The organism is Paracoccus acridae, assembly GCF_014642735.1.
Lineage (GTDB): Bacteria > Pseudomonadota > Alphaproteobacteria > Rhodobacterales > Rhodobacteraceae > Paracoccus > Paracoccus acridae.
Map to the genome: position 1 here is coordinate 70,308 of NZ_BMIV01000007.1, position 12,088 is coordinate 82,395.

Genomic DNA, 12,088 nt, shown 5'->3' on the forward strand with positions numbered 1-12,088 from the left:
AGCGGCGGATGGCGCAAGCTAGCCTCGTTCGATTCGATAGTTGCCTTCGGGCAGGTTCAGCGCCAGCCGCAATTCGGTCAGCTGATGCATCGACAAGGTGATGCGCACCACCTCCTCGTCCGGGCCGATCTGTTCCAGCACGACGCGGTCGTCGAAGGACAGGATCACCACATCCTCGTTCAAGGGGCCGGTATCGGGATCGACCTCGTCGATCAGGGTGATGACCGTGGCGTCGAAATCATGCTCGATGGTGAACATCGTCGTCTCCTTGTTTCAAGCCGACATTCGCGTGATGTGCGGCCCTGGACAAGCGGGCAGGGTTTGCACGGGTTTTCGCGACCCGCTAGGATCAGGCCAGCGAAGCGTAACGATCGCGCCAAGGCAAGGCGCGGCATCGGGCAAGGGGCGGAGAATGAAGCAGGTCACGGCGGCTCTGTGTGCGGGGGTTCTGGGAATCGCGGCCTGCGCCCCGGTGCCCGTGGATCAGGTGCCGACGCCTGCTACCGGGCCCTATGGCGCGGCCCAGCCTGCGCCGGTTCTGACCAATGACGGAACGCCGCAATCCGCGGCCCGCATGTTCGTGTCCGTGATGCGCCGGATGGAGCCGGCGGTCGAACGCGAATGCCTGCAAAGGCGCACGCAGCCCATCAATTGCGACTTCCAGTTCGTGGTGGACGACCGGCCGGGCCAGGAAGCCAATGCCTTCCAAACCATCGACGCCACCGGCCGTCCGATCATCGGCTTTACCCTGTCACTGATCGCCCAGACCCGTAACGGCGACGAGATCGCATTCGTCGTGGGGCATGAAGCCGCCCATCACGTCCTCAACCACCTGGACCGCAAGGCGGGCGCGGCTGCGGCGGGGGCGGTGATTCTCGGCAGCATCGCCTCGGTCTATGGCAACAACCCCGATGCCATCGAGGCGGCGCAGCGAATCGGGGCCTCGGTCGGGTCGCGTTACTATTCCCGCGACTGGGAACTGCAAGCCGACTATCTGGGTGCGATCATGACCCTGAATGCAGGGTTCGATCCCATCAACGGCTCGCGTTTCTTCGAACGCATTCCGGATCCGGGCGATCATGTCCTGGGCACCCATCCGTCGCGTGCCGCCCGCCTGGCCCAGGTGCGCCAAGCGGTTGCAGATGTGCAAAGTGGCCGGGTACGTTGACGTAAACTGTGAGAGCAGTGGCAAAAAGGTCACGGAAATACGGCCGATATTTAAATTTTGCATGATATGCATGCTGGCCCTAAAGAAATCGGACAAAAAACAAGCCCTGATATCAGCGCGTTATTGCATAAATATCACGCGAACAACCTGTAAGGCGGAAACTTGCCGGGCATTTATCAAAAAAAGGTAAGCGCCCGGCGGATTTCTGCTTTTGTAGTTATTACCATGCACATAAGGTGCAATCACTGGTTCAGGTTGACGCGCTGTCCACTGACTCGCGTTTGGAGTGTCGGAATGATCGGTGTAGTCGTATGGAGTAGCGCAGAACGCGAGAAGGCAGTGATCTGGTGCGAGGATCATGCTTCCCTTGCTTATCTGCAGGGCCGCGAAAACCTTGTCCATGCCGCCCGGTGGCCGCAACCCGGCGATCTGGTCGAACTGGAAAGCGAGATCGTCGGCGCGCTGCGCAATGCCCGCAAGGTCGATCTGCTTTCCGAACAGGAATTCGCGCATCTTCCCGGAATGCTGCAGTCCACGGCCACCCCGGCCGAATCGCATCTGCGGATTGTATCCATTTCCCCGGCGTCCGAGCCGAGAGAGCGGCTGATCCCCGAGCCAGAGCTTCGGGTCGCAGCCGCCCGCTGACCTGACCTCAGACCCCGCGCGACAGGGCGGCGACGCCCGTGCGCGCCAGATCGACAAGCCCAAGCGGCCGCATCAGGTCCGCGAATGCATCTAGCTTGGTCGGCGTTCCGACCAGTTCGAAGACAAAGCTTTCCAATGTCGAATCGACGACATTGGCACGGAAGATTTCCGCGATGCGCAGCGCCTCGACCCGCTTCTCGCCCTGGCCGCGCACCTTGAACAATCCCAGTTCCCGTTCCACCGCCGGGCCCTCGACCGTCAGGTCGTGAACCTCGTGCACGGGCACGATCCGGCCCAGCTGCGCCTTGACCTGGGCGATCACCGCAGGCGTGCCGCGCGTCACAAGGGTAATGCGCGACCGGTGTCCGGTGTGGTCCACCTCGGCCACCGTCAGGCTGTCGATGTTGTAGCCGCGCCCGGAAAACAGCCCGATCACGCGGGCCAGCACGCCGGGCTCGTTCTCGACCAGGACGGCCAGGGTATGGCTTTCCTCGACCTGGGAATTCGGGTCGCGCAGGTCATAGGCCGAATGGCTCGACGCGCCCTTCTGGATGTTCAAAGCGTTCATGGCTCTGCCTTCATCTTCTGTGCAGAAATATCCGGGGGGTGTGGGGGCACCGCCCCCACGCATGGGTCAGACCAGAACCGCGCCTTCCGATTCGATGACGCCAAAGGTCGCGGCTTCGCCCAGAAGCATCTCGTTATGCGGCTTGCCGGACGGGATCATGGGGAAGCAGTTCTCGTGCTTTTCGACCAGCACATCCAGGATGAACGGACCATCGTAATCCAGCATCTGCTGGATCGCGTCGTCAAGGTCCTTGGGATCCTTGACCACGGCGCCCTTGCAGCCGAAAGCCTCGGCCAGCTTGACGAAGTCCGGCAGGCTGTCCGACCAGCTTTGGCTGTAGCGTTCGCCATGCAGCAACTGCTGCCACTGGCGGACCATGCCAAGGCGTTCATTGTTCAGGATGAACTGCTTGACCGGCAGGCGGAACTGAACGGCGGTGCCCATTTCCTGCATGTTCATCAGCCAGCTTGCATCGCCCGCGACGTTGATCACCAGCGCATCCGGGTGGGCCATCTGCACGCCGATGCTGGCGGGAAGGCCATAGCCCATCGTCCCCAGCCCGCCCGAGGTCATCCAGCGGTTCGGCCCCTCGAAATGCAGGTATTGCGCGGCCCACATCTGGTGCTGGCCCACTTCGGTCGTGATGTATCGGTCGCGGCCCTTGGTCAGCGCCTCCAGCCGTTCAAGCGCGTATTGCGGCTTGATCAGCGTGTCGCTGTTCCGATAGGACAGGCAGTTCTTGGCCTTCCAGCCCTCGATCGTCTGCCACCAGTCGCGCAGGGCCGCGCTGTTGACCTTGCGGCCGCGCGATTTCCAGACCTTCAGCAGATCTTCCAAGACATGGCCCACATCGCCGACGATGGGGATGTCCACCCGCACCACCTTGTTGATGCTGGACGGGTCGATGTCGATATGCGCCTTGATCGAATGGGGGCTGAAATCGGCGATGCGTCCGGTGATGCGGTCGTCGAAACGCGCGCCGATGTTGATCATCAGGTCGCAGCCATGCATCGCCAAATTGGCCTCGTACAGCCCGTGCATCCCCAGCATTCCCAGCCAGTTCTTGCCCGACGCCGGATAGGCGCCAAGCCCCATCAGGGTCGAGGTGACCGGAAAGCCGGTCGCATCCGCCAGTTCGCGCAGCAACTGGCTGGCGCCGGGACCGGAATTGATGACGCCGCCGCCGGTGTAAAGGATCGGGCGTTCCGCGCCTTCCATCAGTTCGACCAGCCGGGTGATTGCCTGGATGTCGCCCTTGCGCACCGGCTGGTAACGGCCCGGCTCGACCTGCTTCGGCGCGACATAGGTGCCGCTGGCGAATTGCACGTCCTTGGGGATGTCGACCAGAACCGGACCGGGGCGGCCCGAGGTCGCGACCTGGAAGGCCTTGTGGATCGTCTCGGCCAGCTTTTCCGTGTCCTTGACCAGCCAGTTGTGCTTGGTGCAGGGCCGCGTGATGCCGACCGTATCGGCCTCCTGGAAGCCGTCGGTGCCGATCATGAAGGTGGGAACCTGGCCCGACAGCACAACCAGCGGGATCGAATCCAGCAGCGCGTCGGTCAGCCCGGTGACGGCGTTCGTAGCGCCCGGTCCCGAGGTGACCAGCACGACCCCCGGCTTGCCCGTGGACCGGGCATAGCCTTCGGCCATGTGGACCGCCCCCTGTTCGTGGCGGACCAGGACATGGGTGATGTCGTTCTGCTGGAACAGTTCGTCATAGATGGGTAGCACTGCCCCGCCCGGATAGCCGAATACCGTGTCGACGCCCTGATCGCGCAGCGCCTCGACAACCATTCTTGCACCCGTCATCGTTCGGGACATGCCTTCCTCCATCCTGTTCACACGCGGCCATACCCGCCCGCGAGTCGGCGCAAACTATGGAGGCCGGCGATCAGGGTCAATGGGGTGGCGCGGATAAAATGGCGCGGCTCACACGAAATTTGTAATTTTCTTTCGCGGATCAGCGATCGAATTGCGGCAGCGCGATCCGGGCGACCTGTTCGACAATGGGATCGACGGACAAGGGATGGGCCTCGTTCGAATGATCCTCGGGATTGCCGATGTTCTGCCAGACCCCGCCCTTGTAGATCTCCAAGGCCGAGAACTTGGCCTTGTAGTCCATCTTGCGGCTGCCCGGCACCCAATAGCCCAGATAGATATAGGGCAGCTTCGCCGCCCGCGCGATCTCGATGTGATCCAGGATCAGGTATGTCCCCAGGCTCGCCGGTTGCAGGACGGGGTGATAGAAGCTGTAGACCAGGCTGAGGCCATCATCCAGGACGTCGGTCAGGCAGACGGCCGCCAGGAAGTCGTCGCCGGGCGCCAGCCGTTCCGGCTGGTCGCCGCTGCAGCGGTATTCGATCACCCGCGTCTTGACCGGCGTTTCCTCGATCATGGCGGCGAATTCGAAGATGTCCATGTCGGCCATGCCGCCATCGGCGTGGCGGCTGTCCAGGTAACGGCGGAACAGCTCGAACTGTTCTTCCGTGGCCCAGGCGCTTGTCGCCAGCCGGCGCAGCCCGGCATTGCGCCGCATCAGCCGGCGCTGCGTGCGCGACGGCTGGAAATCCGCCACCCGGATGCGCGCCGACATGCAGGCCACGCAGCTTTCGCAGCTGGGCCGATACAGCACGTTCTGCGACCGGCGGAAGCCCTGGCGGGACAGGGCGTTGTTCAGGTCGGACGCATTGTCGCCATGCAGCGCAGTGAACAGCTTGCGTTCGGCACGGCCATGCAGATAGGGGCAAGGCTGCGGTGCCGTCACATAGAATTGCGGCGCATGGGGCAGGGTATGACGCATCAGCGCAGGCCCTTATGGCGGATTGTCGTTGCAGAACTGATCATGCGCCAAAAAGGATCCGTATGCCCAACAGTTGATTTGCGCGAAAGCCTAACAACGATTGCATCACCCGCCAAGCCGGGAAAGGGTTAAACCTTGAAGTGATCCCTCGGCCGGCGTTGACGGGGCAGGGTCTTTGGCTAGTCTGCCGCCCATGGATTTCGCCGCCCGCATCACCCGCCATCCCCTTGTCGCCGATCCCGACCGTGCCCGGCATGTCCTTGCCCGGCTTCCCGCGCTGGACCCCGCCCTGACCGCGCTGATCGGCGGCGCCGCCGGGTGCAGCCCCTATCTGGCGGGGCTTTTGCAGAAAGAGGCCGACTGGCTGCCCGCCGCCCTGGATCACGACGATGTGGTCGCACGCGAAACGGCGGGCTTCGACGACCTGTCGGCGGACGATCTGGCGGTGGCCTTGCGCCGGGCCAAGCGGCGGGTCGCGCTTCTGGCCGCCTTGGCCGATCTGGGCGGTGTCTGGACGCTGGAACAGGTGACGGGCGCCTTGTCCGACCTGGCCGACCGAGCCGTCGATCTGGCCCTGCGTGCCCAGGTCGCCCAGGAACGGCGCCGGGGCAAGCTGCCCGAAACGGACGCCCCCGCCGGCGGCGTCTTTGCCCTGGCGATGGGCAAGGGCGGGGCGCGCGAACTGAACTACAGTTCCGACATCGACCTAATCGTGCTGTTCGACGATGCGGCCTATGCGGACGGCGACCATCAGGAGGCGCGGGCGGCGCTGATCCGCGCCACGCGCAAGATGGCGACGATGCTGTCCGACGTGACCGAACATGGCTATGTCTTCCGCACCGACCTGCGGCTGCGGCCCGATGCGGCGGTGACGCCGGTCTGCATGTCGGCCGCCGCGGCGCTTGCCTATTACGAGGCCGAGGGCCGCACCTGGGAACGCGCGGCCTTCATCAAGGCGCGGGCGGCGGCAGGCGACATCGCGGCGGGCGAACGCTTCCTGCGCGAACTGCGCCCCTTCGTCTGGCGCAAGCACCTGGATTTCGCCGCCATCCAGGACGCGCATGACATGCGCCTGCGCATCCGCGACCACAAGGGCCTGGGCGGACGGCTGGAGATCCCCGGCCACAACATGAAGCTGGGCCGGGGCGGCATCCGCGAGATCGAATTCTTCACCCAGACCCGCCAGTTGATCGCGGGCGGCCGCGATCCCGACCTGCGGTGCCGCGACACGGTGGGCGGGTTGGCGGCCCTTGCGGACAAGGGTTGGATTCCGGCGGATGTCGCGCGGGACCTGACCGATCATTATCGGCAGCATCGCGACATCGAACACCGCATCCAGATGGTGAACGACGCCCAGACCCATTCCCTGCCCAAGGACGGGGCCGGAATCGCCCTGATCGCCGCCATGATGGGACAGGCGGATGCCGATGCCTGGTCCGCCCGGCTGCGTGCGCGGCTGGAACATGTGCATGACCTTACGGAAAGCTTCTTCGCGCCGGGCGAGACTGTGCAGCGTCCGTCCATCTCGGCCGAATCGCAGGCGATCATCGACCGCTGGCAAACCTATCCGGCGCTGCGGTCGGCCCGCGCACAGCAGATCTTCCGGCGGGTCGAGCCGGAACTTCTTTCCCGCATGGCCAGGACCGGCCATCCCGACGAGGCGCTGTCCCGGTTCGACGGGTTCCTGTCGGCCCTGCCCGCCGGGGTGCAGATCTTTGCCCTGTTCGAGGCCAATCCCCAGCTGATCGACCTGCTGGTCGATATCTGCGGCAGCGCGCCGGGCCTTGCTGCCTATCTGACGCGCCATTCGGCGGTGCTGGATGCGGTGCTGGGCGGCAGCTTCTTTTCGGCCTGGCCGGGTGCCCAGGGGTTGCGCGCCGATCTGGACCGTGTGCTGCAGGCGGCGCTGAACGGTCCCGGCGGCGGGTACGAGGCGGCCTTGGACAGTGCCCGCCGATGGGCGCATGAATGGCATTTCCGCGTGGGCGTCCATCACCTGCGCGGCCTGGTCGCTGCGGACGAGGCGGCGGGCCAATACGCCGACATTGCCGATGCCTGCATCGCCGCGCTGTTTCCCGTCACCGCCGCCGATTTCGCCCGCAAGCATGGCGCGCCGCCGGGCCGGGGGGCGGTGGTGCTGGGTATGGGGTCGCTGGGTGCGCGGACGCTGAATGCCGGATCCGACCTGGATCTGATCGTGATCTATGACGCGGACGGCGCCGACGCATCGGAGGGGCCGCGTCCCCTGGCGGCGCGTCCCTATTACGCGCGGCTGACGCAGGCCATGATCACTGCCGCCTCGGCCCCGACCGCCGAAGGGCGGCTTTACGAGGTGGACATGCGGCTGCGCCCCTCGGGGCGGCAGGGGCCGGTGGCGACCGCGATCCAGAGCTTCGAAAGCTATCAGATGACCGAGGCCTGGACCTGGGAACACCTGGCCCTGACCCGCGCCCGCGTCGTCGCCTGGGCTGGCAAGGGTGCCGAGGAACTGGCCCATGATGTCGAGGCCTTGCGCCTGTCGGTGCTGCGGCGGCGGGGCAGCGATTTGCGGGTCATGCCTGATCTCGCGGACATGCGTGAACGGATCTTCGCGGCCAAGCCCATGGATGGCGCGTGGGAGGCGAAGACCGGACCCGGGCGCCTGCAGGACATCGACTTGCTGGCGCAATCCCTGGCGTTGCGCACGGGGGATCCGGCACGGGGAACGCTGGCGCAGTTGCGGGCGGGACGGCGGGCCGGACTGATCGCGGCTGCGGATGCCGACCGGCTGGGATCGATCTGGCGGTTCCTGTGGCGTCTTCACGCCTCGGGGCGATTGCTGACGGCCAAGCCGCTGGACATGGAGGACATAGGCCTGGGCGGGCAGGAATTCCTGTTGCGGGAAGCCGGCGCGGGATCGGTCGCCGAACTGGCGGACCGCCTGCGCCATTCCTGCGCCCAGGCGGCCGCCCTGATCGACGCGGCCCTTCCGGTGGCTTCGGGCGCGCCCTTGGCCTAGGCGCTTTTGCGCATTGGCAGGGCGGGGGCCTCCAGCGCGGCTGCGATTGCCGGTTCCCCCGGCAAGGCGGCATCCCGGCGTTCGCCGATCTGGCCCAGCAGGGGCACCGATACCGTGCCATCCGCCACGACCGCAGCATCGGCTGCGTCATAGATGCCATGCGCGGTCTTGTCCCAATAGAAGGGCTTCACGACCACCTCATAGATCGCCTTCCAGCCTGCCAGGCAGCCCAGCGGGAAATACAGGTGCAGGCTGGGCACCCAGGCCATCAGGTGGCGGTGCTTGTCGGCGCGCACGGCCCACATGCCCACGCCGATGGACAGCAATTCCGACGCCACGAAGGTGCCGAACAGGGCGGGGATCGCATAGCCGCCCCAGACCCCGGCCAGGGGTTCGCGCAGGGGATGCGGCAGGCCCAGGCTCAGCAGCCAGAAGCTCCACAGGATGGGGGCCAGAAGGTATTGCGACAGGCTGCCCAGGAACTGGATCTGGAAGCCCAGGAACCGCCAGGGCCCCAGTTCGCGCCACAAGGCGCGCGGGTCGCGCATGTGCACGCCCCAGGTCATCGCATAACCCTTGAGCCAGCGGGACCGCTGCTTGATCCAGGGCAGGGCGCGGCAGTTGGCCTCCTCATCCGTGGTGGTGTCGATGATCTCGGTCCGCCAGCCGCGGCGGGCCAGGCGCACGCCCAGGTCGGCATCCTCGGTCACGTTCCAGGCATCCCAGGCGCCCACCTGTTCCAGCGCGTCGCGGCGGAAGAACAGCGTGGTGCCGCCCAGGGGCACAACCAGGCCAAGCCACGCGACGCCGGGCAGGATTACCCGGAACCAGGCCGCGTATTCGATGGTGAAGCAGCGCGCCAGCCAGTTGGTGCGCGGGTTGTAGTAATCAAGCGCGCCCTGCAGGCAGGCCACGTCGTCGGGCGCGAAATGGAAGCGGCGTGCGACCTTGTGCAACTGGTCGGAATCGGGCCGGTCCTCGGCGTCCCAGACGCCGATGATCGCGCCCCGGCAGAAGTTCAGCGCATAGTTCAGCGCGCGGGGCTTGGTCTGGACAGGACCGTTCGGCACCTCGACCACGCGGATCCAGCCGGGCAGACGGGCGCCCTGGATGGCGTTGCGGGTCACCTGGTCGCTGGCCTCGATCACCAGCAGGATGTCGGTCAGTTCGCGCGGATAATCCAGCCGCGACAGGCGGCCCACCAGCTTGCCCGCGACATCGCTTTCGCGAAACAGCGGCACCATGACCGAGATCACGGGCAGCGGGCCGGTCATTTCCGTCCTGGCACGCCGACCTTGAGCCACATCTTCGGCCAGGGCGCGGCCCTCGGCCTCGGTCCGGCGGCTGGCGATCAGCGCCGCAAGCTTCAACCCGCTTTGCGCGACCAGCGATGCGGTGGCCCACAGGGTGAGGGCCGACAGGACGAACACCGGGGCGAGGCAAAGCCCAAGGGCCAGGGCCGCCATCAGCCCCATGGCGATCCGCCCGGTGCGCGCCTCGTTGCGGGACCGGCAGGATTCGGCTGCGGGAACGCGCGTCTCGGCCTGGCGGATCATGGCGATGCGGCGGACGGCCAAGATGGCGGCCTGGATCTGATCCTCGCTGCACAGAAGCATGCGGACCTGGCCGAAGCTTTCGGGAAAGGACGGGATCAGCGCCGCGAAGGCTTCCGGCCGGGCCGTGGCGATCCAGGTCACGCCGCCGATGCGACGCCAGGGCAGGATGGCATTGGTCAGACAGAATTCCGTCCCCAAGGCGTCGATCAGCCGGGGATCGCCGGGCGTCCGGGCGGGGTCGAGCGCGGTCGTGCGCCATTGCCGGCACAGCGCGCGCAACAGCGCTTCGGGCGTGACCCAGCCTTGCGACAGAAGGATCTGGCCCAGGCGGCTGTCCTGCCGCCCGCGCATGACGCTTGCCTTCAGCAGGTTGCCGGGATCGACGGCGCCGTCTTCCAGAAGCAGTTGGCCCAGGGGCGCCTGATGCCTGGGCGCCATGGTCGGCGCAGCCGCATCGGCGGGAGCAAAGGCAACGGACTGCGGACTGACCATGGGCGCTTCTCTTTTCGGATCGCCCATGGGTGGCATGAAAGCGGTTAAGAAGGCGTTAAGCGCCGGTCCGACGGTTGCGCATGGCGTCGGTGAACCGCTGGAACAGGTAAAGGCTGTCCTGCGGACCCGGCGCGGCTTCGGGGTGATACTGAACCGAGAAGACCGGCTTGTCCTGAACCCGGATGCCGCAATTGCTGCCGTCGAACAGGCTGACATGGGTCTCGATCACGCCGGCGGGCAGGGTCTGGCTGTCCACCGCGAAGCCGTGGTTCATCGAGGTGATCTCGACCTTGCCGGTTTCGGTGTCGCGCACGGGGTGGTTGGCCCCGTGATGGCCATGGCCCATCTTTACCGTCTTCGCCCCAAGCGCGAGCGCCAGCATCTGGTGACCCAGGCAGATGCCGAAGATCGGCATGTCGCGGTCCAGCAGGCTTTGGATCATCGGCACGGCATATTCGCCGGTCGCCGCCGGATCTCCGGGACCGTTCGACAGGAACACGCCCTCGGGCTCATGCGCCAGAACCTCCTCGGCGGTGGCGGTGGCGGGCAGGACGGTCACGTCGGCCCCGAAGGCCACCAGCGACCGCAGGATGTTGCGCTTTGCGCCATAATCCAGCGCCACGACCTTGAAGGGCTTCTGTTCGGGCGAGGTTCCGAAGCCCTTGCCCCATTCCCAAGCACCCTGGTCCCAGCGATAGCTTTGCCGGCAGGTCACGTCGCGCGCCAGATCCAGGCCAACAAGGCCGGTCCAGTTGCGGGCCTTGGCGACCATGGCGGCGATGTCGAACTTGCCGTCGGGGTCATGGGCCAGCACCACATGCGGCGCGCCCTGCTGGCGGATCGCGCGGGTCAGGCGGCGGGTATCGACGCCGCCGATGCCGATGCGGCCGCGCCGGGCCATCCAGCCGGGCAGGTCGCCCGCCGCGCGCCAGTTCGACGGATCGGTCGGATCCCAGCGGACGACAATGCCGCTGGCGACGGGGTCGGGGGCCTCGTCGTCTTCCGGCGTGATGCCGGTGTTGCCGATATGGGGAAAGGTGAAGGTGACGATCTGGCTGGCATAGGACGGATCGGTCATGATCTCCTGATAGCCGGTCATCGCGGTGTTGAAGACCAGTTCGGCCACGACCTCTCCGGGGGCGCCGAAGCCCTGGCCGTAGAAGACGGTCCCGTCGGCAAGCGCAAGGCAGGCGGTCGGCTTGTTGGCCATGGCAGGCACCCTCTGTCTGAAATCTGCCGGTGAATAGGGGGCATGGCGCGCAAGGTCAAGAACAACGCCCGTCTTGATTTGGCGGGTCCGCTGGCCTAGATCGCAGGCTTTCGTGCCCCGGAGACGCAAATGGACCTGCGAGCCACCCTGCAAGCCGCCACCAAGGACGCCATGAAGGCCAAGGACAGCGCGCGCCTGTCCACGCTGCGCCTGATCGGCGCCGCCATCAAGGACCGAGAGATCGCGGCCCGCGTGGGCGACGGCGACGGCACGCTGAGCGAGGCGGACCTGATCGCGATCCTGTCCAAGATGGTCAAGCAGCGCCAGGAATCGGCCAAGGCCTATGAGGAAGGCGGGCGGCTGGAACTGGCGGAAAAGGAAGAAGCCGAAATCGGCATCATCCAGGAATTCCTGCCGCGACAGTTGTCGGGGGCAGAAACCGACGCCGCCATCGACGCGGCCATTGCGGCGCTTGGCGCCACCGGCATCCGCGACATGGGCCGGGTCATGGCGGAACTGCGCGACCGCCACGCGGGGCAGATGGATTTCGGCGCCGTCGGGCCGATGGTCAAGGCGCGGCTGCTGAACTGAACGCCCCGCCGGGGCGTTCCGGCGGGCAGGAGGAAACCCCAAGCCCGCCAAGCTGAGTGC

The 12,088-nt window shown here is 66.1% G+C and carries 10 protein-coding genes; 4 read left to right on the top strand and 6 right to left on the bottom strand.

The annotated features are described in order from the left end of the window. Positions 1-18 precede the first annotated feature (18 nt). The gene (locus IEX25_RS11700; RefSeq protein ID WP_103172962.1) at positions 19-258 is read right to left on the bottom strand and encodes a DUF8831 family protein; all 240 of its coding nucleotides are present in this window, start codon (positions 256-258) and stop codon (positions 19-21) included. A gap of 154 nt (positions 259-412) precedes the next feature. Between IEX25_RS11700 and IEX25_RS11705 the strand changes: the two genes are divergently transcribed. Together IEX25_RS11705 and IEX25_RS11710 are read left to right on the top strand one after the other, a co-directional pair. After that, the gene (locus IEX25_RS11705; protein WP_188715229.1) at positions 413-1,168 is read left to right on the top strand and encodes a M48 family metallopeptidase; all 756 of its coding nucleotides are present in this window, start codon (positions 413-415) and stop codon (positions 1,166-1,168) included. Between the two features lie 294 nt (positions 1,169-1,462). Next, on the top strand, positions 1,463-1,813 hold the full coding sequence (locus tag IEX25_RS11710; RefSeq protein WP_188715231.1) for a hypothetical protein: 351 nt from the start codon (positions 1,463-1,465) through the stop codon (positions 1,811-1,813). A gap of 7 nt (positions 1,814-1,820) precedes the next feature. On the opposite strand, the gene ilvN is transcribed toward IEX25_RS11710, so the two are convergent. The 3 genes from ilvN to IEX25_RS11725 form a co-directional block, all read right to left on the bottom strand. Next, positions 1,821-2,381, bottom strand: coding sequence for an acetolactate synthase small subunit (ilvN, locus tag IEX25_RS11715; protein ID WP_103172959.1), 561 nt, complete (start codon positions 2,379-2,381; stop codon positions 1,821-1,823). Between the two features lie 66 nt (positions 2,382-2,447). Then, entirely contained in the window at positions 2,448-4,202 is a 1,755-nt protein-coding gene (locus IEX25_RS11720; RefSeq protein WP_370463861.1) for an acetolactate synthase 3 large subunit, read from the bottom strand. 139 nt (positions 4,203-4,341) lie between these two features. Then, positions 4,342-5,181 (bottom strand): arginyltransferase, encoded by an 840-nt coding sequence (locus IEX25_RS11725; RefSeq protein WP_103172957.1) that lies wholly within the window; start codon positions 5,179-5,181, stop codon positions 4,342-4,344. 193 nt (positions 5,182-5,374) lie between these two features. Between IEX25_RS11725 and IEX25_RS11730 the strand changes: the two genes are divergently transcribed. Beyond that, a complete protein-coding gene (locus IEX25_RS11730) occupies positions 5,375-8,179 on the top strand; it encodes a [protein-PII] uridylyltransferase family protein (protein WP_188715233.1) in 2,805 nt (934 codons plus the stop codon). Here the strand turns inward: IEX25_RS11730 and IEX25_RS11735 are convergent. Continuing rightward, positions 8,176-10,227, bottom strand: a complete 2,052-nt coding sequence (locus IEX25_RS11735; protein ID WP_188715235.1) for a glycosyltransferase — start codon at positions 10,225-10,227, stop codon at positions 8,176-8,178. The two genes, IEX25_RS11730 and IEX25_RS11735, sit on opposite strands and share 4 nt — an antisense overlap. A 55-nt stretch (positions 10,228-10,282) precedes the next feature. Further along, the gene (carA, locus tag IEX25_RS11740) at positions 10,283-11,437 is read right to left on the bottom strand and encodes a glutamine-hydrolyzing carbamoyl-phosphate synthase small subunit (protein ID WP_188715237.1); all 1,155 of its coding nucleotides are present in this window, start codon (positions 11,435-11,437) and stop codon (positions 10,283-10,285) included. A 129-nt stretch (positions 11,438-11,566) separates the two neighbouring features. On the opposite strand from carA, the gene IEX25_RS11745 reads away from it, so the two are divergent. Continuing rightward, on the top strand, positions 11,567-12,028 hold the full coding sequence (locus IEX25_RS11745; protein WP_103172953.1) for a GatB/YqeY domain-containing protein: 462 nt from the start codon (positions 11,567-11,569) through the stop codon (positions 12,026-12,028). The last annotated feature ends 60 nt before the right edge of the window (positions 12,029-12,088 follow it).

What these genes read in the sequence shown, in the direction of transcription:
- IEX25_RS11700 (WP_103172962.1), bottom strand. Translation starts at nt 258, where the DNA reads ATGTTCACCATCGAGCATGATTTCGACGCCACGGTCATCACCCTGATC.
- IEX25_RS11705 (WP_188715229.1), top strand. Translation starts at nt 413, where the DNA reads ATGAAGCAGGTCACGGCGGCTCTGTGTGCGGGGGTTCTGGGAATCGCG.
- IEX25_RS11710 (WP_188715231.1), top strand. Translation starts at nt 1,463, where the DNA reads ATGATCGGTGTAGTCGTATGGAGTAGCGCAGAACGCGAGAAGGCAGTG.
- ilvN (WP_103172959.1), bottom strand. Translation starts at nt 2,381, where the DNA reads ATGAACGCTTTGAACATCCAGAAGGGCGCGTCGAGCCATTCGGCCTAT.
- IEX25_RS11720 (WP_370463861.1), bottom strand. Translation starts at nt 4,202, where the DNA reads ATGTCCCGAACGATGACGGGTGCAAGAATGGTTGTCGAGGCGCTGCGC.
- IEX25_RS11725 (WP_103172957.1), bottom strand. Translation starts at nt 5,181, where the DNA reads ATGCGTCATACCCTGCCCCATGCGCCGCAATTCTATGTGACGGCACCG.
- IEX25_RS11730 (WP_188715233.1), top strand. Translation starts at nt 5,375, where the DNA reads ATGGATTTCGCCGCCCGCATCACCCGCCATCCCCTTGTCGCCGATCCC.
- IEX25_RS11735 (WP_188715235.1), bottom strand. Translation starts at nt 10,227, where the DNA reads ATGGTCAGTCCGCAGTCCGTTGCCTTTGCTCCCGCCGATGCGGCTGCG.
- carA (WP_188715237.1), bottom strand. Translation starts at nt 11,437, where the DNA reads ATGGCCAACAAGCCGACCGCCTGCCTTGCGCTTGCCGACGGGACCGTC.
- IEX25_RS11745 (WP_103172953.1), top strand. Translation starts at nt 11,567, where the DNA reads ATGGACCTGCGAGCCACCCTGCAAGCCGCCACCAAGGACGCCATGAAG.